The following is a 20,815-nucleotide window of genomic DNA, read 5'->3' on the forward strand; positions in this document are numbered from 1 at the left end:
TTTCCCGTTTCCCGTTTCCCGTTTCCCGTTTCCCGTTTCCCGTTTCCCGTTTCCCGTTTCCCGTTTCCCGTTTCCCGTTTCCCGTTTCCCGTTTCCCGTTTCCCGTTTCCCGTTTCCCGTTTCCCGTTTCCCGTTTCCCGTTTCCCGTTTCCCGTTTCCCGTTTCCCGTTTCCCAAAAACAAAAAAGGCCAATACCTAAGTATCAGCCTTTGATTTTTTAAGCCTAATTATTTTTTAGTGATGTTCACGGTTGTAGATGCATAGCATATCTAAGTATGCACTTACTAGGTTCGTTAACTCAGCTTCGCTCTTAGAGCGGTTTGCTTGTACGAAAATAGAGTAGCAAATACCGTGGAACAGGTTCGCCAAGTGTTCCGGTTCATGTTGGTCACAAACTTCACCACGCTCGATCGCTTTGATGAACATGTTTTGCACTAGAAGTTGGTTAGTGCGGTTTGTGGTCACGAACAATGGCCATACTTCATCACGTGTCGATGCGCTCCACTCAAACCAAACTTTCAGCCAATGGCAATCTTGGCTTACTAGCTCAATCATTGCATTAGTGATGTTGGCGATGTTTTCGCGCGCGTGGATGTCTAAGTCGATGTTATCCGACAAGAAGTTAGAGAACTGACGCACAACGTGGTTCAGAACTTCATCCACCAAATCTTCACGAGTAGGGAAGTAGTTAAATACCGTCGCAACAGAAACTTGAGCGATCTCAGCAATATCCGCGTGACCACCACGGCCAATGCCGCGACGAGCAAACACTTCAAGAGCGATTTCCATCAGTTGCTGTTTACGTTTTAGAGGGGAAAGCCTAGTACGAGGTCTCTTTGCAATTGAGTCCATAATCCTTTTTCCTTGCCATTTGAGTTGATGTTTTGGGGATAATCCCCTAATTGATTATTTTAATAGTTGCTTAAAGCATTGATGAGTGTAATGGTGCATATGTGCGAGGTCAACATCTGATGCACAATTTATAGACAGTAATGTCATTATTGATGTTTCATTCAACTAGATAAGTTCTAAAATTAAGACTTTCATTCAATAAATCAAAGCAATGGTAAGCGGCTTTTAACCCATGGTGTGGGGTGTTACACTACACGCCGCAAGATAAGGTGATCGTTTGCGTACGACCTACCTCAACCCACAAAGAAAATTGAGCACAGTATGAAACATACAGTAGAAGTCATGATTTCTGAGCAAGAAGTTCAGGAACGTATTCGTGAATTAGGCAAGCAAATTACAGAACGCTACCAAGGCAGCGAAGATCTGGTAATGGTTGGTTTGCTACGTGGTTCATTTGTATTTATGGCCGATTTGGCTCGTGCAATCGAACTGACTCACCAAGTCGACTTTATGACCGCTTCTAGCTACGGTAACACGATGGAAAGCTCTCGTGACGTACGTATCTTGAAAGACCTTGATGATGACATCAAAGGCAAAGACGTACTGATCGTTGAAGACATCATCGACACAGGTAACACGCTAAACAAGATCCGTGAAATCCTATCTCTACGTGAGCCTAAGTCTATTGCGATTTGTACACTACTAGACAAGCCATCACGTCGTGAAGTTGAAGTGCCAGTTGATTACGTCGGTTTTGCGATTCCTGACGAGTTCGTTGTTGGTGTGGGTATCGACTACGCTCAAAAATACCGCCACTTACCATTTATCGGTAAAGTGGTACCACAAGAGTAATCGTTACTTTTGTTTAAAGAATACAAAAACGCCCGTTAAGCAATTAACGGGCGTTTTCTTTTATTCAGTCTGGTTAAGTTCATTGCTTAGCGACAAAGTAATTTGTTGTCTGCATTCAGAATCGTTGAGAGTGCTTTTTGGTAAGAAGCTTCCACAGTCTCTTTTGAGTTAGAACGGATGCCTAAGTACTCTAGGCGGCCATCTTCAATTCCGTATACCACGCCATGAATTTCCACATCCTGACCACGTTCCCATGCGTTTTGCATGATGGTGGAGTTACCTAAGTTGTAAACTTGCTCTGCAACGTTGATTTCACCCAGTTTATCAGCGCGGTCTTCAAGAGGCATCTGGTCAAGGTAAGTGCGATGTTTAAAGTACAGATCACGAATGTGAAGTAGCCAGTTATTGATTAAACCAAGTTGAGGGTTATCAATGGCAGCATTAACACCACCACAGCCGTAGTGACCACAAACGATGATGTGCTTCACTTTCAATACGTCGACCGCGTATTGCACTACAGAGAGGCAGTTTAGGTCGGTGTGGATGACCTGATTAGCAACATTTCGGTGAACAAATAACTCGCCCGAGAAAAGCCCAGTTAATCGCTCTGCTGGAACGCGACTGTCTGAACAACCAATCCAAAGAAAGTCGGGCTTTTGACCCTCCGCTAGCTTCGCGAAATATTCTGGACGATCAGATTTGATTTCTTCTGACCACTTAGAGTTATTTTCGAATAATTGTTTAATTTCCGGCATCTGACATCTACTTCCCTAAAAATTAAAAAAACCAACCACTCACTATTGCTTATAAAGCGATCAGCGCTGTAACTATACACAATGTTACAATTTCGATCCCGTTAAATATTCATCAAAGATGACTCATCTGACGAGTTCTCGCAGTTAAAATCATAAAATATGCAGACATCATTCAGTATGCGAATAAACCTAGCTAATTCGCGGGTTTATTGTGTTTTTTTCTTTGACGAAATATTTGTTAGATTGATGGCATTTTGTCTTTTTAATGCAGGGAGCAAATTCAATGTTCGGTAGTCGCTTTAAGGATATCAACTTGAAAGGGGATCTGTTTGGTGGTGTCACGACGGCCATTATTTCACTTCCTCTTGCGTTAGCCTTTGGTGTGGCATCTGGCGCGGGCGCGGAAGCTGGCTTATGGGGCGCGATCATGGTGGGGCTTTTTGCTTCGTTATTTGGTGGTTCTAATACCCTCATCTCTGAGCCAACCGGTCCAATGACGGTGATCATGACCGCGGTACTGACCAGCATGATGGCTAAGTATCCAGAAACGGGAATGGCCATGACGTTCACTGTGGTCATGATGGCAGGTGCCTTCCAGATTGTGCTTGGTACGTTAAAGCTGGGTAAGTACGTTACGTTAATGCCTTACAGTGTGATATCAGGATTCATGTCAGGGATTGGTGTGATTCTTATTATCTTGCAGTTGTCGCCTTTGCTTGGTTATGCAGCACCGTCTGGTGGGGTCATCGGGACGTTATCGGCATTGCCCGACACCATTTCTAACCTGAAGTTTAGCGAGTTGTTTTTAGGTTTGCTGACGTTAGGTATCTTGTTTTTCTTCCCTAAGCAGTACCGTAAATACGTTCCCGCTCAACTTGTCGCGCTGGTGGCGGTTACTTTGTTATCGGTGATTCTGTTTGATGCAGAAGACATTCGTCGAATCGGTGAAATCCCAGCAGGTTTGCCTTCTTTGGTCGTGCCACATATCGATCCTGCTATGTTTACTGAGATGGTTATTGATGCATTGGTACTGGGTACACTAGGTTGTATTGATACCTTATTAACCGCAGTGATTGGCGACTCTTTGACGCGTAAAGAGCATGACTCGGACAAGGAGCTGCGCGGGCAAGGTTTGGCAAACATGATCTCTGGCCTGTTTGGTGCGTTGCCAGGTGCTGGCGCGACAATGGGGACCGTAACCAACATTCAAGTTGGCGCTCGTTCGCCTTTATCTGGTGTGATTCGTGCTCTTATTTTGGCACTGGTGGTATTGGTTGCAAGTGGGTTAACCGAGCCGATTCCGATGGCGGTGCTGGCGGGCATTGCGGTGTATGTTGGTTTCAATATTCTTGATTGGAGTTTTATCCAACGTGCTCATAAGGTGAGCTTCCCGGGTATGGCGGTCATGTATGGCGTGATGCTATTGACAGTGTTTGTGGATTTGATTGTCGCCGTTGGTCTTGGTGTGTTTATCTCTAACATCATTATCATTGAGCGCTTGAGCCGTGAACAAGCACGCCAAGTTAAGGCGATCAGTGATGCAGATGAAGACGATGTTCCGCTGACTGACAGTGAGCGAGGGCTGTTAGACAGAGCGAATGGTAAAGTGTTGTTCTTCTATCTTTCTGGGCCAATGATCTTCAGCGTTTCGAAGGCGATTTCGCGTCAGCACTCCAGTATCTCGGATTACGAAGTGATGATCCTCGATCTAACAGATGTACCTATGATTGATGTGACCGTTGGCTTGGCGCTAGAGAACGCCATCAAAGATGCTCTGGATGCGAAGTGTGAAGTCTATTTGCTGTGTCCAAACCAACGTACGCGTGAGCAGTTAGAGAAATTCCACGTGATTGACTTGGTACCTGATGAGAACACTTATAAGTTCCGTTACGAAGCATTGAATGCAGCGGTAAAACATGTAGAAACCGATGAGCATCAAATGCTAACGATGTAATCTAAGTAATTTATTTAAAAGCGCTATCAGAGAGATTTGATGGCGCTTTTTACTATATGGCGTTGGGAGGATTTATAGTTATTTCTAATTTTATAGAAAGGTTTATTTGTGTTCATCGTTATTCAACGATAAACTAATTCAACTTCAGTGCAATACCGCTTTCGACTTTGAGTCGCTAGCAACGAGCCCCCAAACGGTATTGGCATTCACGATTCATCAACAGATGGCAATGATTACGCAATGTACGCATTAGAAATAGAACAGCTTCGCAAGACTTATGCGGGCGGATTTGAAGCGTTGAAGGGCATCAGCCTAACAGTAGAAAAAGGCGACTTCTACGCACTTCTAGGGCCAAATGGTGCGGGTAAATCCACCACAATTGGCATTATCTCTTCTTTAGTAAACAAAACCTCGGGTACGACGAAGGTTTTTGGCTACGACATCGATACGCATCTTGAATTAGCGAAGCAGAACTTAGGCTTGGTGCCACAAGAATTCAACTTCAACCAATTTGAAACGGTTGAGCAAATTGTGATGCAGCAAGCGGGCTACTATGGCGTATCCAAAGAGCTTGCTAAAGTTCGCGCGGAAAAATACCTAACTAAGCTTGATTTGTGGGAAAAACGCAAAGAGCGCGCGCGTAATTTGTCCGGTGGTATGAAGCGCCGCTTGATGATTGCTCGCGCTCTGATGCACGAACCTCAGTTGTTGATTCTTGATGAGCCTACGGCGGGTGTGGATATCGAGTTGCGTCGCTCTATGTGGGATTTCTTGAAAGAGATTAACCAAGAGCAGGGCATCACCATCATCCTAACCACTCACTACCTTGAAGAAGCGGAAATGCTGTGTCGTAACATCGGTATCATCAATAAAGGTGAGCTAATCGAGAATACGACCATGAAAGCACTGCTTGGTAAACTGCGTGTTGAGACCTTCATTCTTGATGTGGAGTTTGATGGTGAGATGCCAGAGCTTGCGGGTGTGAATAGCCAAACAATGATCAATGGTTCATTAGAGATTGAATTAGACAAGAGCCAAGGTCTGAACTCAGTATTTAGTCAACTTTCAGAGAGTGGGGTGAAAGTACTCTCTATGCGCAATAAAGCAAACCGTTTGGAAGAGCTGTTTGTCAGCATCGTACGTGGAGGTAACCAATAATGTACAAGTTATATTGGACCGCTTTTTGTAGCCTACTGACGAAAGAGATTAATCGCTTCACACGAATTTGGGTGCAAACCCTTGTGCCGCCAGCGATTACGATGACGCTGTATTTCATCATCTTCGGTAGCCTAATTGGTTCTCGTATCGGTGAAATGAACGGCTTTAGCTACATGGAATACATTGTGCCGGGCTTGATCATGATGTCGGTGATCACCAACTCGTATTCCAACGTCGCATCGTCATTCTTTAGTTCTAAATTCCAGCGCAATATTGAGGAGTTGTTGGTTGCGCCAGTACCAAACTACGTCATCATTCTTGGTTTTGTTATGGGAGGCGTCGTTCGTGGTTTGCTGGTGGGCACTATCGTTACTTTCGTGTCGTTGTTCTTTGTTGATTTGCAAGTGGACCACTGGGGCATCATTATCGCGACGGTATTTATGACTTCGGTTGTGTTCTCACTCGGTGGCTTGATTAACGCAGTTTACGCGAGAACGTTCGATGATATCTCCATCATCCCGACGTTTGTATTGACACCACTGACTTACCTTGGCGGTGTGTTTTACTCAATCAGCCTATTGCCTGAGTTTTGGCAAGGGGTGTCTAAACTGAACCCTATCGTCTACATGGTGAATGCATTCCGTTATGGCTTCCTTGGTGTGTCCGACGTGGGTATTGTCACCTCGTTTAGCGTACTGACGGTATTTGTTGTCGCTCTTTATGCTGTGGCTCACTATCTAGTCACCAAAGGGATAGGCCTAAGAAGCTAATACAAAAAGCAATCGAAAGAGCAGCCATCAGAGCTGCTCTTTTTCTATGCACATCAATACATTCCCATACAAATTTTCGACGTTTTACATGCTAGGTTTCACTCATCTTTCGTAAATGCATCTGCTGTAAATGAGTGAAGTCATGAATGTCGTCCCATCTCCCCCTTTCTCTTTAAAATTACTGCGCCCCAAATACTGGTCTGTGTGGTTCGCTTTTGGTTTATTAGCGCTGATCGTTAATCTGCTTCCTTATCCAGTGCTCCGTGCATTAGGCAGAGGTATTGGTTCACTTGCTATGTCGCTGATGAAGCGCCGCAGAAACATCGCAAAACGAAACCTTAAACTCTGTTTTCCTGAATACAGCGATGCCAAATGTGATCAGCTGGTAAAGGCAAATTTTAAATACACTGGCATGGCGTTGATAGAAACCGGAATGGCGTGGTTTTGGCCTGATTGGCGTGTTCAGCGTCTGACTCAAGTTGTGGGTAAAGAGCGCCTGCTTGAGCAAGAAAAGAATGGGCGAGGTGTGTTGGTGATATGCAGCCATCATCTTAACTTGGAAATGACGGCGAGAATCTTTAGCCAGTTTGCGAAAGGCTATGGCGTATATCGTCCGAACTCAAATCCCGCTTATGAATTTATTCAACATCGAGGCCGTACGCGTTGTGGGCATCAAATGATAGATCGCAAAGACGTAAAGTCGATGCTCAAAGTCCTAAAGAATGGCCAGCGATTATGGTATTTGCCGGATCACGATTATGGTGCGGATAGCTCGGTCTTTGCGCCTTTCTTCGCTGTCAATCAGGCCGCAAGTACGGCGGGTTCGAGTGTATTGGTTGATGCAACCAAGTGTGCGGTGATGTCTGGTGTAACAGTAGTAAGCGACAATCAATACACCTTATATGTTGGTGGTGACTTGAGTGAACAATTTGAACGACGTAACCCGGTTAAAGCTGCGAGCATTTTAAACCAAGAGATTGAAGATATGATCCGAAGAGATATTCCAGCATGGATGTGGCTGCATAAGCGATTCAAGACACGTCCTGAAGGGCTTCAATGCGTGTATTCGTAACTCCTTTCCTCGGATACAAAAAAGGTCGGCTCAGTGCCGACCTTTTCGTTTATGTATTTCGCTTATTCAGCGCTTGCTGAGTTCGCTTCGCTTGATTCTTCTTCTTTGGTTTCTACGACCATATCAACCGTTTGGTTGTCGATTAGGCGTGCTTTACCCAAGAATGCAGACATCAGGATCACCGCTTGAGTGGTCTCAGCAGTAATAGCTTGAAGTGTACGAGCATCACGAATGAAGATTTCATCAGGCTGTAGACCCGCTGCACGCAGTTGGTCGTTCGCATCTTCAATCACTGAAGCGTAATCATCACGGCCACCACGCATCGCACTGCTGATCCAACGCATGGTGCGAGCAAGTACTGGTGCGCGTTGACGTTCATCAATGGTCAAAAGGCCATTACGAGAGCTCATTGCAAGGCCATCCATTTCACGTACGGTTGGTACGCCAATGATTTCGATGTCCATCGCCAAGTCTTCAACCATTTTGCGAATCACCGCAAGTTGCTGGAAGTCTTTCTCACCAAAGCAAGCCACATCAGGTTGAACGATGTTGAACAGCTTGTTGACGATGGTTGTCACGCCACGGAAGTGACCTGGGCGAGACGCGCCTTCAAGAATGGTAGATAGGCCAGGAACATCAACAAACGTTTGTTTGTCCAAGCCTTCTGGGTAGATGATTTCTGGTGTTGGAGTGAACACCAATTCTACGCCTTCCCCACCTAGTTTGCTTAGGTCTTCTTCTAGGGTGCGAGGGTAGTTATTCAAATCGTCTGCACGGTCAAACTGCATCGGGTTTACAAAGATGCTTACGACAACGACATCTGCGTATTCGCGAGCTTTACGAACAAGCGTAAGGTGACCTTCGTGTAGGTTGCCCATCGTTGGGACAAACGCTACTTTGCGACCTTCACGCTTAAAGGTTTTTACCTGTTCACGAATCGCTGAGATTTCCGCAAAAGTTTGCATGCATTTATCCTCTAGGCAATGGTATGAGCTTCGTCTGGGAATGCACCGCTTTCAACTTCAGCCATGTATTGAGCCACGGCTTTGCGCATATCGCCTGTTTCAGCAAGGAAGTTTTTCGAGAATTTTGGCATGTAGTTCGCCGAAATTCCAAACATATCGTGCATAACAAGAATCTGACCGTCAGTCACATTACCCGCACCGATGCCGATCACCGGCACATCAAGAACTTGAGTAATACGAGCTGCCAATTCAGCAGGTACACATTCTAACAAAACAATTTGAGCGCCGGCTTCTTGCAGGGCCAATGCGTCTTTCACCATGCGATCGGCTTTTTCTTGATCGCGGCCTTGTACTTTGTAACCACCAAAGATGTTTACAGATTGTGGGGTCAGGCCTAGGTGAGCACAAACAGGAACTGCGCGTTCAGTTAGCATCTTAACAGTATCAACTAACCAATCGCCGCCTTCGATTTTTACCATATTTGCACCAGCACGCATTAGCGTTGCTGCGTTCTCACATGCTTGTTCTGGCGTTGCGTAGCTCATGAATGGCATATCAGCCATCAATAGACAGTTTGGGCTACCAGCGCGTACAGAGCGCGTGTGATAAGCGATATCTTCAACGGTTACTGGCAATGTATCTGTTTTACCTTGCAGAACCATGCCTAGAGAGTCGCCGACCAGCAGTACTGGCATTTCTTGGCTTTCAAAAAGTTGGGCAAAGCTTGCATCGTATGCAGTTGAAGTAGCAAATTTACGACCTTCTTGCTTCCACTTAATCAGGTCGTTAATGGTCATTTTTTTCATTGTTTTATCCTCACTAGGAGTTGGCTATGACTGCCAAATATTGAGGCCGTTGCGATCTACTTGTTCAAGTAGTGACGACACCTCGGTCCCGTCTGGGAGTTGTAAACTTGGTGCAATTTCCGCAAGAGGGTAGAGTACGAACTCGCGCTCTCTCATTCCATAGTGTGGAACTGTCAGTCTTTCGGAATCAATCACCTCATTGCCGTACAGAATCATGTCGAGGTCCAAGGTTCTTGGGCCCCAGCGTTCTTCTTTACGGACACGCCCTTGTTCCTGCTCAATCGCTTGGGTGCAATCGAGCAGTTCAAGAGGCGTCAAATTGGTTTTAATCGCCACCACCGCATTGATGTAATCCGGTTGGTTTTGTGGTCCCATCGGCGTGCTACTGTAGAGCGAAGAGGCTTGCACAAACTCGGAGTTTGGTAGCGTTTTTAATGCCTCGATCGCTTGCTTCGCTTGGCTGACGGGATCAGCCAAGTTACTGCCTACCGCAATGTACGCTGTGATCATGATTTCGGCTTACTCTTTTTCTTGCGATAGGTTTTACGGCGGCGTTGGCCAGTTTTAGGCGCTTGGCCATCGAGATCGCCAGCCATGGCTTGGCGCATTTCTCGGCCCGCATTTTGGAAAGTTTCCCACCACTTGGCAAGCTTCTGAGTGTCTCCACCCTCAATTTCACCGCGCATTTCAAGAAAATCAAAGCCAGCTCTAAATTTGTTGAGCTCCATGAGGCGGAATGCGCGTTTGCCATTGCGTCGTGGAAGACGTAATTGTAGCTGCCAAATTTCACGAATTGTCGCGGTATGACGGCGTGGAATCGCGATGGTACGTACTTGGTCATCAAGAATGATGTTGCTCGCTTCCATGATGGCGTCGTAATGGCACAGGTTATGCTGTTCCATCAGTTTGTCAGCCATTGCGCATAGCGGGTACCACAGCATGGCAGCAAACATGAATGCTGGGTTGATGCGTTTGCCTTCTTCGATACGCATATCGGTCGAATCAAGCACCAAATCAAGCATTTGCTCAGTGTGAGATTCGTAATCTTCAGTGAAGTGTTCAGCAATCGCAGGGAAAAGCTGCTGGAATAGGTTGTATTCACGCAGTAGGTGATAAGTTTCTAGACCGTGACCAGATTGAAGCATCTTCAACGATTCTTCGAATAGACGTGCCGATGGGATATCGCGTAGCAGCGGGGCCATCTCTTCAATCGGTGCTGCGGTGTCTTCTTCGATGTCGAAGTCGAGCTTCACAGCAAAGCGAATCGCACGCAGCATGCGCACTGGGTCTTCGCGGTAACGGGTTTCTGGGTCACCGATCAGGCGAACAAGGCGGTCTTCTAGATCCTCAATGCCACGTGCATAGTCGTGAATTGAGTAGTCTGCGATGTTGTAGTACATCGAGTTAATCGTGAAGTCACGGCGCTCTGCATCTTCATCAATAGTGCCGTAAACATTGTCACGAAGCAGCATGCCTTCTTTTGACTGCTGAGAAACGTTCTTGTTTTTTTGCTCTTGGTGGTGACCACGGAAGGTCGCAACTTCGATGATGTCTCGGCCAAACATAATGTGGGCAAGACGGAAGCGACGGCCAATCAAACGACAGTTTCTAAACAGTTGTTTGATTTGCTCTGGTGTCGCGTTAGTTGCGATATCAAAGTCTTTTGGTTTTTGTCCAAGCAGTAAGTCTCGAACCCCGCCACCCACAAGAAAAGCATCGAAACCGGCACCGTTTAGTCGGTATAGCACCTTCAGTGCATTATCACTGATCTGCTTACGCGAAATGTTGTGCTCTTCACGAGTAAGTACATTGAGAGCGAGTTCTGGGATCATGGCAGATTCGCTTGTTGTATTGTCGTTTGTATTCATGTGCATCTGGCAATAACTGGGTTTAATCCAATCTTGCTTTGGTTAGTTTTTATGCCTCTAGGGCCAATTTTGCGGCTAATGATAGCCTACACAGTGCCGTTTGAGAATCACGGTGTGATCTCGATCTCCGCTGGAAGCTGTTGCAAACGCCAATTTTCGCAGCCCCAACGTAGTATTTCGTCTACGTTAGCGGCTCGAATATCGTCAGGAATATCGAATCCTAAAAACGTCATTGCATGCAGCAGAGCTGGCTTCGGATTAGCGACATCAATGGCTGTCGCATGGTTTTGTTTCGACAGTTTGTTGCCGTTAGTGTCCATCGCCAATGGTAAATGCAAGTAGCTAACTTCCGGTTGTCCAAGAATTTGGTACAAGCTGATTTGACGACCTGTGGGCTCAATTAAGTCGGCACCACGGACGACTTCAGTCACCCCTTGGTCGATATCGTCTAATACTACCGCAAGATTATAGGCAAATAATCCATCTCGACGTTTAATAATGAAATCTTCATTTACTAACGCTTCAGGAATGGTCATCAAACCATGCTTCTGATCGAGGAAGTTGGCGATGGGCTTGGTCATTTTTAGGCGAATCGCACCTTCTTTCAAGCCTTTGTCGCGGCAAGTGCCGAGATAATAACCACCATGTTCTTTTATTTGCTTACGTGTACATTGGCAATAATAAGCATCGCCATTCTCCAACCACGCATCAATTTGTGCTTGATATAAGTGGTGTCGTTCACTTTGATACACCACTTCACCATCCCAGTGGAGTTGATAAGCTTGGAGCGCATTAAGAATATCTTCTGCTGCACCAGGCATTTCTCTCGGTGGGTCAAGATCTTCGATACGAACGAGCCAAGTCCCTTGATTGGCTTTTGCTTGAAAGTAGCTGCCAAGAGCGGCAACTAAGGAACCAAAATGTAATGGTCCTGAAGGGGATGGGGCAAATCGACCTACATAGCGTGTCATGCGTGTATCTCGAAAGTATTCGGGTAAAACTAGAAGTTTAGCGTTAAAAAGCTAGTCAAAACAAAAAGGGAGCCTGAGCTCCCTTTCAATAATCATAATGCGTGGTTGATTAACCTTGCATTTGTTTCTCTTTGATTTCTGCAAGCGTTTTGCAGTCAATACAAAGATCAGCAGTTGGACGCGCTTCTAGGCGACGAACGCCAATCTCTACGCCACAAGATTCACAGAAGCCGAAATCGTCTTCAGTAATTTTGTCTAGAGTTTTTTCGATCTTCTTGATCAGACGACGCTCACGGTCACGGTTACGCAGTTCTAAGCTGAACTCTTCCTCTTGAGAAGCACGGTCAACTGGATCTGGGAAGTTTGCTGCTTCGTCCTGCATGTGGTGTACAGTGCGATCGACTTCTTCCCTGAGCTGATTACGCCAAGCTGTTAAGATCTTTGTAAAGTGTTCAACCTGCTCTGGTGACATGTACTCTTCACCAGGCTTTTCCTGATATGGCTCCACACCGGCAATGGCTAGGATGCCTATCGTTTTCTTCTTTGATTCTGGCATACAGCATCTCCTACTTACACCTAGTCAACTGCATTGCAGTCAATTTAAGGCGGGTATCTATAGCAAAAAGAGGCGGTGCAGGCAATTACTGAATCGCAAACTTATCGTCAATGTGAAGACGACATCATTTTTTCTCTCAATTGATAAATTCAATAGCAGAGATTAGCTTGACTTCAGTGTTGCTCAGTTCGGCTTTGTAGCAGAGAACTTCTACTCCAGCGTCTTGTGCTTGTTTTAGTAACGTTGAATATTTCGCGTCTATATGGTGCGCCGCAGATACTTTTTCAATACCTGAATGTAAAACAGTGAATAAAAGTATGGCTCTACTTCCAGTTTGTGCCATTTCTGTGAGCTCTCGCAGGTGCTTTTGTCCTCGCGTAGTCACGGCATCAGGGAAATAACCTTGTCCCGATGAACTTTCCTCATCAAGTAGGGTGACGCTCTTCACTTCTATATAACACTTTGATTTATCACTTGCGCTGAGCAAGATATCAATTCGGCTATTTTCATTGCCGTATTTCACTTCAGTTTGAAGTTGGTCATATCCCGACAGTTCCGAAATGACATTATTTTCAATTGCTTCTACCGCCAGTTGATTGGCACGAGCGGTATTTATACAAATACGATGCCCTTGTGGCGTTTCGCTCAGCTCCCAACTGTTCGGGTATTTGCGTTTCGGGTTATCAGAAGTGGAATACCAAACTTTATTGCCTGGCATTGCACAGCCTGTCATTGCGCCAGTGTTCGCACAGTGAATTGTTCGAATCTCACCGTTATCCAATTCGATATCGGCAAGGAAGCGTTTGTAGCGTTTGAGTAGAGTCGCTGACTCTAGAGCAGGTTCGAATTGCATTTGCTTATTTAGCCAAGAGTGTTTTTATGTACAATGTGCCCAACATTACAACATAGGGTATTTCCTTTGTCACAATTGCCGATCGAAGCCGTGATGCCACAATTACTTACGGCGGTCAAACATCAACACCAAGTGATCCTCAAGGCTGCTCCTGGTGCCGGTAAATCCACTTACTTCCCACTACAACTTCTTAAAAGCCAAGCCGTGACGGGCAAGATTGTAATGCTAGAGCCTCGTCGTCTTGCTGCGCGCAATATCGCACGTTATTTGGCGCAGCAGTTGGGAGAGCAAGTAGGAGAGCGTGTGGGTTACCGAGTGCGCGGCGAGACAAAAGTGAGTAAGCACACTCAACTTGAAATTGTGACGGAAGGGATCATGACGCGCATGATCCAAAGTGGCCCTGAGTTAGACGGCATTGATCTACTGATTTTTGATGAATTTCACGAGCGCAGTATTCATGCGGATACGGCCTTAGCATTTAGCCTAGAAGTTCAAGAAGCATTACGAGACGATTTAAAGCTGGTGGTAATGTCGGCAACGCTTGACCAAGATGCCTTGCAATCCTTATTACCGGAGGCGGTTTACATTGAGTCGGAAGGTCGTAGTTTTGAGGTAGAAACGCGCTATTTACCGCTTGGGGCGAATGATCATTTGCCGACCTCCATGGCAAAAACGATCGAGAACTTGATGAGCAAAGAGTCTGGCTCTTTGCTTGCTTTTCTTCCGGGTATCGGTGCCATCAAGCAAGTGCAAGAGCGTTTAGTACACCTACCTGATAACGTAGAAGTGTGTCCTCTTTATGGTCAACTTAGCTTTGCCGAGCAGCAAAAAGCCATCGCTCCCGCTTCTGGAGGTAAACGCAAAGTCGTGCTCGCGACTAACATTGCTGAAACTTCTTTGACCATTGAAGGCATTCGATTGGTCGTCGATTCTGGATTAGAACGTGTGGCGCGTTTTGATTTGAAGAATGGACTTACGCGATTAGAGCAAGTGCGAGTGGCACAATCGTCTGCGATTCAACGTGCTGGCCGTGCAGGGCGTATTGAAGAGGGCATTTGCGTCCGATTGTATTCAGAAAGCCAATTCAAGCAGCAACCGCAAGTTCCCCAACCAGAAATCCTGCACTCAGATTTAGCAAGCTTAGTCATGGAACTGGCATTCTGGGGAGCAGGGGATATCGCTGAGCTTAAATGGTTGAATATTCCTTCTTCAGCATCGCTTGCTCAGGCTAAACAGCTGTTGATTTCTTTAGGGTTAATTACCGAGCAAGGCCAACTTACTTCTGCAGGTAAGACGGCCCACGCTCTTGGTGTAGAGCCGCGCTCTGCAGCAATGCTGATTCAGACGCAGCAGCGCAGTGAAAAAATGCTAAATACCGCTTTGGCTGCGGTCGCCCTAATTGAAGAGCCTGAGCGCAATGTGACTAACATCGCGCATAGCCTACATCGCTGGATAAGTGGTACACATGCAAAGAAAGCGATATTGCACAAGCGATCTCAAGCGCTGGCGCACAAACTGGATACGGTATTCAGCCTACCTAATGTAGATGAGCGAGTGCTGGCGCTAGTATTGAGCTTAGCTTTCCCAGATCGCATTGCGCAGCAGCGTGTTAACCAATATGGTCGTTTTACTTTGTCGAACGGGCATGGCGCTGAGTGTCGACCAGAAGAGACACTCGGTGGTTGTGATTACTTAGTTGCGATTGATTTGATGCGCTCGCATTCTAACTCAAGCCAAATTAACCTAGCTTGTGACTTAGATATCAACGCATTACAAGAAACGTTCGTGCACCTTTTCACGTCGGCTGAGCTGGTTGATTGGGATGAGAAAAAAGGCCGTTTGATTGCAGAACGCCAAATCAAACTTGGTCAACTGGTGATTAAACGCGAAGCCTTGCCGAGTCCGGGTAAAGAAAAAATGACACAAGCTTTACTCACTTATGTCCGCCGTCAGGGCTTACAGAGTCTAAACTGGACGTCGGCAGCGGAAAATTTGTTAGAACGTATTCGCTGCGCAGTGGAATGGTTACCTGAGCAAGCTTGGCCAAGTTTTGATGAGACCAGTTTGCTTAATGGCCTAGAAGAGTGGCTAGAGCCGTACATGAGCACGGTATCATCGGTGAAAGATTTGGCGAAAGTGAACCTAGTGGAAGCGTTGAACGCTCGATTAGGTTGGCCGTTGAATCAACAAATTGATGAGTGGTTACCAGAAGATTATCGCTTACCAACGGGTTCGAAAAAGCGCATTCGTTACCAATTTGGTCATGAACCAGTACTGTCAGTGCGTATGCAAGAAGTGTTTGGAGAGAGCACTTCTCCAACCGTGGCACAAGGTCGCAAGCGATTAGTGCTAGAGTTACTTTCTCCAGCACAACGTCCTCTTCAGGTGACAACGGATTTAGCTGCCTTTTGGGCAGGAAGCTACAAAGAAGTGCAAAAAGAGATGAAAGGCCGATATCCAAAACACGTTTGGCCTGACGATCCTGCCACTCATGTAGCGACAACAAAAACAAAAAGACAATTGAATAATGACTGATACTAAAAAGCCCGGTGCAAAAAGAGCACCAGCCAAGAAAACAACGTCAAGTAAAACGACTGCCGCTAAGAAAAGCGGTGCGAAGCGACCGAGAAAATCGCCATCGAAAAAGCCAAGTAATGGCAAGCGGTCTTGGCTTAAGGTCATTTGGTCATTTAGTTGGAAAGCGGGTGTCGCGCTTGCGGCGGTATTGCTGTTTGTTGGTATCTATCTTGATAGTGTGGTGAAAGACCGCTTTGACGGCCAGCTGTTTGATCTACCAACTGTCGTTTATGCGCGTATCCTCAATTTGAGCCCAGGTGAGAACATTACCATCAAAGAGATGCGTAATGAGCTTGATGTATTGAACTACCGTAAGGTGAGTCAGCCTCGTTACCCTGGTGAATACTCTTCTTCTTCAACGCGTATTGAGCTTATTCGTCGTCCGTTCGAGTTTGCTGATGGTCCTGAGCCTGATCGTCACGTTATGCTGCATTTCTCAAGCAGTGGTCTACAACGCATTCAATCTTTGGAATCCAAAGGCGATCTTGGTTACCTGCGTATTGAACCTAAGATGCTAGGGATGTTGGAAAAAGATCAGAATGAACAGCGTCTGTTCTTACGTCGAGATCAATTCCCAGAAGTGCTTGTCGATGCACTGTTAGCAACTGAAGACCGTGATTTCTATCAGCATGATGGCGTTTCGCCGCTGGCGATTGGTCGTGCCCTTGTTGCTAACATCAAAGCGGGTCGTACTGTTCAAGGTGGTAGTACACTTACTCAGCAGCTTGCGAAAAACTTATTCCTGACACGTGATAAAACCTTGTGGCGAAAAGTCCGTGAGGCGTACATTGCTCTGATTCTGGACTATCGCTACAGCAAAGACCGTATTCTTGAAGCTTACCTGAATGAAGTCTACTTAGGTCAGAGCGGTGGAGATGCAATCCATGGTTTTGCTCTGGCATCGCGTTACTACTTCGGTCAGCCGATCCAAGAGCTTCGTATCGACCAACTTGCCATGTTGGTTGGTATGGTGAAAGGACCGTCTTACTACAACCCAATTCGTTACCCTGAGCGCACCAAAACCCGTCGTGACTTGGTATTACGTTTGTTGATGCAACAAGACATGTTAACCGCGCAGCAATATGAACAAGCGGTAAATCGTCCGTTAGATACACAAAGTAAACCTCGTATTGCGAGTCGTCAGCCGGCGTACTTCCAACAACTGAACATTGAGCTGAAAGAAAAAGTAGGTGACAACTTCAAAGCTGAAACCGGCTTACGTTTGTTTACCTCTCTCGACCCGGTATCGCAAAGCAAGTTAGAGCAAGCGATCGCGAAGAAGGTCCCTGAACTTGCTAAACGTGCAGGTAAAGAGCTCGAGGCTGCAGCGGTTGCGGTTGACCGTCATAGTGGCGAGATTCGCGCTATGGTCGGTGGTAAACGTGTTGGCTATGAAGGTTTTAACCGCGCCTTGAATGCAAGTCGTCCAATTGGTTCTTTGGTTAAGCCTGCGATCTATTTAACTGCGCTAGAGCAGCCAGAGAAGTACAACCTTGCAACCACGCTTCACGATACTCCGCTTAGCTTGAAAGGCAGTAAAGGCTCGGTTTGGTCGCCACGTAACTTCGACCGTAAGTTCCGTGGTGATGTGCCGCTGTACTTAGCGTTGGCGAAATCACTCAATGTGCCTACCGTGCGTTTGGGTATGGAGCTGGGTATTCCAGAAGTTTCGGCTACGCTAGAGCGTTTGGGCGTGGATAAGAATGAAATTCGTCCAGTGCCTTCTATGTTCCTTGGTTCCTTCTCGTTGACGCCATTCGAAGTCGCGCAGATGTACCAAACAGTCACTAACTCAGGTAAGCGCGCCAAGCTATCGGCATTACGCTCTGTGATCGACATGGATGGCAATGTGCTTTATCAATCGCTACCTCGCTCATCTCAAGCGGTGGACCAACAAGCGGCTTGGTTGACGACTTACGCGATGAAGCAAGGGGTCGCTCAAGGTACAGGTCGATTCCTACAAAGTCAGTTCGCATGGGCTGCTCTTGCAGGCAAAACCGGTACCAGTAATGACAGCCGTGACAGTTGGTTTGTGGGTGTCGACGGTCGTGAAGTGACAACCGTTTGGCTTGGGCGTGATGATAACAAGTCGACCAAGCTCACTGGTTCAAGTGGTGCATTGCGTGTCTACGCGGAATACCTGAAACAACGTATCCCTGAGCGACTAGAGTTGCCTTGGCCAAAACAAGTGACCACATTAGGCTTCCAAAAAGCCGCTAATGGCGCGCTGGAAATGAACTGCCGCAGTGAATACAAGTTGCCTGTGTGGGATAAGTCTGGGCAAATCAAACAGCAGTGTGAGAAAAAATCGAATTGGTTGAATAACCTATTTGATTGGTAAGACCACCAAAAACGTCATCACTGACTTGTGAAGTTGTTCAAATCTTAGTAAAAGTAGGTGTTCAATATTCAGTAAAGGAAGAAGTGAATGTTCAAAAAGTCGATCTCAAACCCATGGAAGCGTTGTGTTGCGCTCTGGGTCTGTTCCTTTTTGATTGCAACGCCTTCCTTTGCTAAGCAAGTCAGTGATGATCAATCTCGTCCTAAAATCGCCGTCGTACTGGCTGGTGGCGGGGCAAAAGGTGCCGCTCACATCGGGGTTTTGAAGGCTCTGGAAGAGATGAATATTCCCGTTGATATCATCACAGGGACTAGTATGGGTGCCTATGTCGGTGGCCTATATGCCACGGGGATGAGCGCCGATGAAATCGAAAGCTTTATCTACAGTGTCGATTGGAACAGCGGTTATCGAGACCGTGTCGACCGCAGCCAACGTCGCGTCCGCGACAAAGAATACGAAGACCGTTATCAAATCACCACTGACTTAGGGTTGAGGTTTGGTGAAGTGCGTTCGCCAACAGGCGTGGTGCAAGGCCAAAACATGTTGCGCATTCTACGTGAAACCACAGGCAACCTTGGTCGTTTTAACTCCTTTGATGATCTTGCCATTCCATACCGCTCAGTCGCGACGGATATCGTCGAACTAGAAGAGGTCGTCTTAGATAACGGTTATCTAGTTGATGCCATGATGGCGAGTATGTCAGTGCCTGGCGCACTTCCTCCATACGAGCTGAATGGTCATATGTTGGTGGACGGCGGGGTAGTCAATAACATGCCCGTTGATGTTGCTCGCGCAATGGGCGCCGACGTGGTGATTGCCGTTGATATTAGTACCGATTACAAAAGTGAAGAGGACTTTACCGGCTTATTTGCCGTAGCAGACCAACTGTCCAACTATCTAGTTCGCCGCAGTACTCAAGAACAAGCTGAAACGCTTAGCGGTGATGATGTCTACATTCGTCCTGATGTTGGGCAGATGGAAACGGTCGAATTCGAAAAAATGCCAGACGCTTTTAAAGCGGGTTACGAGATCACACGAGGACTAAAGTCAAAGCTTGAAGGGCTGAGTGTGTCGAATGCGGATTACCAGAAATACATCGAGCATAAACAAGATATGCGCAAGAACCTTGAGTATGGGGATGAGCGCGTCGTCGACCAAATCGTTCTTGTGAATAATACCCACTACAGTGATGTGCTGTTGACTAACCGACTTGAGTTAGACACAGGACGCCCTCTAGAAACGGCTGAGATAGAGAAAGCGGTAGAAAATCTCTATGCACTGGATCGTTTTGAGCTGATCACTTATCACTTTGAAGAAATCGATGGGGTGAACTTACTCGTCTTTGAAGTGAACGAAAAATCTTGGGGCCCAAACTACTTAAACTTCCGCTTCTTCTTAGAAGATGATTTCAATACCGATAGTCAATATGGCATCGGCATGTCGGCTAATTTCACCAACTTGAACTCTCACGGCGCCGAGCTGACCTTTAATGTGGATATGGGCACGGATAAATTGATTGAGGCGGAGCTTTACTCTCCAGTGCTTTCGAGTCAGCAGTTGTTCGTTTCTAGCAAAGTGAATTACAACACAGAGAACAGAAACCTCTCTGATAACTTTGAAAATCCCGATATTGGGTCTGTTTACGATTACCTGCCAGTGTCTTACACCGAGTTTATTACAGAGCTTGCTGCCGGTGTGCAACCTACGCTTTGGCAAGAGTTCCGAGTTGGCGGGCGCTATACCAAAGGGGCGATTGAAGCATCCACTTTTCAGTCTTTCGGTGAGCTTGATTATGAGCGTTTGGGTGTATTTGCCAATTACCGCCTAGATACCTTGGACGATTTCGCTTTCCCAACGCACGGTATGTTGATCGATTTGGATTACCTAGTTTCTCACGATAAGACTCCAGAGGATTTTCGTCAGTTAAACCCAGATGGCAATATTGAAGATACTGTTTACGAGATTACCGCGCGTTTCAAGGGAGCAGTGACTCATAGTCGTCATACTTTAGTCGGACAAGCGGAATACAGCTTTGTTGAGAGCAAAAACTCGTCTGTACCTTTAGACCCGCGTGAGCTTGGTGGTTTCTTGAATCTCTCAGGTATTCCACGTAACAGCTTGATCGGGCAGAACTTATTCTATACCAGCCTGGTGTATCGTTATAAATGGATGGATAACGACTTCGGGCTGTTTGAAGCACCAGTTTATTTAGGTGCATCCCTTGAACACGGTGGTGTTTGGTCAGATAACGATCTGAAGCTCAATGAAGCGCCGCTGTACAATGCCGCATCGATTTTCTTTGGGGTAGATTCTCCAATAGGACCGATCATGTTGGCATACGGTCGTACCGAGCAAGATTTAGATGCCGTGTACTTGATCGTTGGAACATCATTTAAATAACCGGGAATAGGACAGCAAGATCTCCGCATATTTAGCCAAAATTTACCGGACTTTAGTCGTAAGTT

At 46.4% G+C, this 20,815-nt stretch carries 18 protein-coding genes; 9 read left to right on the forward strand and 9 right to left on the reverse strand.

All coding sequences use genetic code 11. The features are described 5' to 3' along the window. Positions 1–199: hypothetical protein (locus KIO97_RS16815; RefSeq protein ID WP_285383497.1), on the forward strand; the 199-nt coding region annotated here is incomplete at its 5' end. A 35-nt stretch (positions 200–234) separates the two neighbouring features. Here KIO97_RS16815 and opaR read toward each other — a convergent pair. Beyond that, a complete protein-coding gene (gene opaR / locus KIO97_RS16820; RefSeq protein WP_005428669.1) occupies positions 235–852 on the reverse strand; it encodes a transcriptional regulator OpaR in 618 nt (205 codons plus the stop codon). Between the two features lie 321 nt (positions 853–1,173). On the opposite strand from opaR, the gene hpt reads away from it, so the two are divergent. Beyond that, positions 1,174–1,704, forward strand: coding sequence for a hypoxanthine phosphoribosyltransferase (hpt, locus tag KIO97_RS16825; protein ID WP_005428667.1), 531 nt, complete (start codon positions 1,174–1,176; stop codon positions 1,702–1,704). A gap of 86 nt (positions 1,705–1,790) precedes the next feature. Here the strand turns inward: hpt and can are convergent, their stop codons facing one another. Further along, the gene (gene can, locus KIO97_RS16830; RefSeq protein WP_005531727.1) at positions 1,791–2,459 is read right to left on the reverse strand and encodes a carbonate dehydratase; all 669 of its coding nucleotides are present in this window, start codon (positions 2,457–2,459) and stop codon (positions 1,791–1,793) included. 283 nt (positions 2,460–2,742) lie between these two features. On the opposite strand from can, the gene KIO97_RS16835 reads away from it, so the two are divergent. From KIO97_RS16835 to KIO97_RS16850, 4 genes are all read left to right on the forward strand, one after another. After that, positions 2,743–4,413 (forward strand): SulP family inorganic anion transporter, encoded by a 1,671-nt coding sequence (locus KIO97_RS16835; RefSeq protein ID WP_285383498.1) that lies wholly within the window; start codon positions 2,743–2,745, stop codon positions 4,411–4,413. Between the two features lie 240 nt (positions 4,414–4,653). Continuing rightward, positions 4,654–5,571: an ABC transporter ATP-binding protein gene (locus tag KIO97_RS16840; RefSeq protein WP_045381649.1), complete on the forward strand. Its 918-nt coding sequence runs from the start codon at positions 4,654–4,656 to the stop codon at positions 5,569–5,571. Then, positions 5,571–6,341, forward strand: a complete 771-nt coding sequence (locus KIO97_RS16845; protein WP_038891984.1) for an ABC transporter permease — start codon at positions 5,571–5,573, stop codon at positions 6,339–6,341. The genes KIO97_RS16840 and KIO97_RS16845 overlap by 1 nt, the downstream gene beginning before the upstream one ends. 142 nt (positions 6,342–6,483) lie before the next feature. Next, positions 6,484–7,413, forward strand: a complete 930-nt coding sequence (locus KIO97_RS16850; RefSeq protein ID WP_285383499.1) for a Kdo(2)-lipid IV(A) acyltransferase — start codon at positions 6,484–6,486, stop codon at positions 7,411–7,413. A gap of 62 nt (positions 7,414–7,475) precedes the next feature. Here KIO97_RS16850 and panC read toward each other — a convergent pair whose 3' ends face one another. From panC to sfsA, 7 genes are all read right to left on the reverse strand, one after another. After that, positions 7,476–8,378, reverse strand: coding sequence for a pantoate--beta-alanine ligase (gene panC, locus KIO97_RS16855; protein WP_050906823.1), 903 nt, complete (start codon positions 8,376–8,378; stop codon positions 7,476–7,478). Between the two features lie 11 nt (positions 8,379–8,389). Next, a complete protein-coding gene (gene panB / locus KIO97_RS16860) occupies positions 8,390–9,184 on the reverse strand; it encodes a 3-methyl-2-oxobutanoate hydroxymethyltransferase (RefSeq protein WP_005531735.1) in 795 nt (264 codons plus the stop codon). A 24-nt stretch (positions 9,185–9,208) separates the two neighbouring features. Continuing rightward, entirely contained in the window at positions 9,209–9,694 is a 486-nt protein-coding gene (folK, locus tag KIO97_RS16865) for a 2-amino-4-hydroxy-6-hydroxymethyldihydropteridine diphosphokinase (RefSeq protein ID WP_005428652.1), read from the reverse strand. Then, positions 9,691–11,058 carry a polynucleotide adenylyltransferase PcnB gene (gene pcnB, locus KIO97_RS16870; RefSeq protein ID WP_285383500.1) on the reverse strand — a complete coding sequence of 456 codons (1,368 nt, stop codon included), beginning with the start codon at positions 11,056–11,058 and terminating at the stop codon, positions 9,691–9,693. The genes folK and pcnB overlap by 4 nt, the downstream gene beginning before the upstream one ends. A 101-nt stretch (positions 11,059–11,159) precedes the next feature. After that, positions 11,160–12,023 (reverse strand): tRNA glutamyl-Q(34) synthetase GluQRS, encoded by an 864-nt coding sequence (gluQRS, locus tag KIO97_RS16875; RefSeq protein ID WP_039984547.1) that lies wholly within the window; start codon positions 12,021–12,023, stop codon positions 11,160–11,162. A 109-nt stretch (positions 12,024–12,132) separates the two neighbouring features. Then, positions 12,133–12,579, reverse strand: a complete 447-nt coding sequence (dksA, locus tag KIO97_RS16880) for an RNA polymerase-binding protein DksA (protein ID WP_005439389.1) — start codon at positions 12,577–12,579, stop codon at positions 12,133–12,135. Positions 12,580–12,715: 136 nt separating this feature from the next. Continuing rightward, positions 12,716–13,432: a DNA/RNA nuclease SfsA gene (sfsA, locus tag KIO97_RS16885; RefSeq protein WP_005439390.1), complete on the reverse strand. Its 717-nt coding sequence runs from the start codon at positions 13,430–13,432 to the stop codon at positions 12,716–12,718. A gap of 66 nt (positions 13,433–13,498) precedes the next feature. Here sfsA and hrpB point away from each other — a divergent pair, with 66 nt between their 5' ends. From hrpB to KIO97_RS16900, 3 genes are all read left to right on the forward strand, one after another. After that, a complete protein-coding gene (gene hrpB, locus KIO97_RS16890; protein WP_285383501.1) occupies positions 13,499–15,967 on the forward strand; it encodes an ATP-dependent helicase HrpB in 2,469 nt (822 codons plus the stop codon). Next, positions 15,960–18,350, forward strand: coding sequence for a penicillin-binding protein 1B (gene mrcB, locus KIO97_RS16895; RefSeq protein ID WP_285383502.1), 2,391 nt, complete (start codon positions 15,960–15,962; stop codon positions 18,348–18,350). Before hrpB ends, mrcB begins: the two co-directional genes overlap by 8 nt. 87 nt (positions 18,351–18,437) lie before the next feature. Further along, positions 18,438–20,750 carry a patatin-like phospholipase family protein gene (locus tag KIO97_RS16900; RefSeq protein WP_009707551.1) on the forward strand — a complete coding sequence of 771 codons (2,313 nt, stop codon included), beginning with the start codon at positions 18,438–18,440 and terminating at the stop codon, positions 20,748–20,750. Positions 20,751–20,815: the final 65 nt, after the last annotated feature.

The organism is Vibrio sp. B181a (genome assembly GCF_030248375.1).
Classification (GTDB): domain Bacteria; phylum Pseudomonadota; class Gammaproteobacteria; order Enterobacterales; family Vibrionaceae; genus Vibrio; species Vibrio campbellii.

What these genes read in the sequence shown, in the direction of transcription:
- opaR (WP_005428669.1), bottom strand. Translation starts at nt 852, where the DNA reads ATGGACTCAATTGCAAAGAGACCTCGTACTAGGCTTTCCCCTCTAAAA.
- hpt (WP_005428667.1), top strand. Translation starts at nt 1,174, where the DNA reads ATGAAACATACAGTAGAAGTCATGATTTCTGAGCAAGAAGTTCAGGAA.
- can (WP_005531727.1), bottom strand. Translation starts at nt 2,459, where the DNA reads ATGCCGGAAATTAAACAATTATTCGAAAATAACTCTAAGTGGTCAGAA.
- KIO97_RS16835 (WP_285383498.1), top strand. Translation starts at nt 2,743, where the DNA reads ATGTTCGGTAGTCGCTTTAAGGATATCAACTTGAAAGGGGATCTGTTT.
- KIO97_RS16840 (WP_045381649.1), top strand. Translation starts at nt 4,654, where the DNA reads ATGTACGCATTAGAAATAGAACAGCTTCGCAAGACTTATGCGGGCGGA.
- KIO97_RS16845 (WP_038891984.1), top strand. Translation starts at nt 5,571, where the DNA reads ATGTACAAGTTATATTGGACCGCTTTTTGTAGCCTACTGACGAAAGAG.
- KIO97_RS16850 (WP_285383499.1), top strand. Translation starts at nt 6,484, where the DNA reads ATGAATGTCGTCCCATCTCCCCCTTTCTCTTTAAAATTACTGCGCCCC.
- panC (WP_050906823.1), bottom strand. Translation starts at nt 8,378, where the DNA reads ATGCAAACTTTTGCGGAAATCTCAGCGATTCGTGAACAGGTAAAAACC.
- panB (WP_005531735.1), bottom strand. Translation starts at nt 9,184, where the DNA reads ATGAAAAAAATGACCATTAACGACCTGATTAAGTGGAAGCAAGAAGGT.
- folK (WP_005428652.1), bottom strand. Translation starts at nt 9,694, where the DNA reads ATGATCACAGCGTACATTGCGGTAGGCAGTAACTTGGCTGATCCCGTC.
- pcnB (WP_285383500.1), bottom strand. Translation starts at nt 11,058, where the DNA reads ATGCACATGAATACAAACGACAATACAACAAGCGAATCTGCCATGATC.
- gluQRS (WP_039984547.1), bottom strand. Translation starts at nt 12,023, where the DNA reads ATGACACGCTATGTAGGTCGATTTGCCCCATCCCCTTCAGGACCATTA.
- dksA (WP_005439389.1), bottom strand. Translation starts at nt 12,579, where the DNA reads ATGCCAGAATCAAAGAAGAAAACGATAGGCATCCTAGCCATTGCCGGT.
- sfsA (WP_005439390.1), bottom strand. Translation starts at nt 13,432, where the DNA reads ATGCAATTCGAACCTGCTCTAGAGTCAGCGACTCTACTCAAACGCTAC.
- mrcB (WP_285383502.1), top strand. Translation starts at nt 15,960, where the DNA reads ATGACTGATACTAAAAAGCCCGGTGCAAAAAGAGCACCAGCCAAGAAA.
- KIO97_RS16900 (WP_009707551.1), top strand. Translation starts at nt 18,438, where the DNA reads ATGTTCAAAAAGTCGATCTCAAACCCATGGAAGCGTTGTGTTGCGCTC.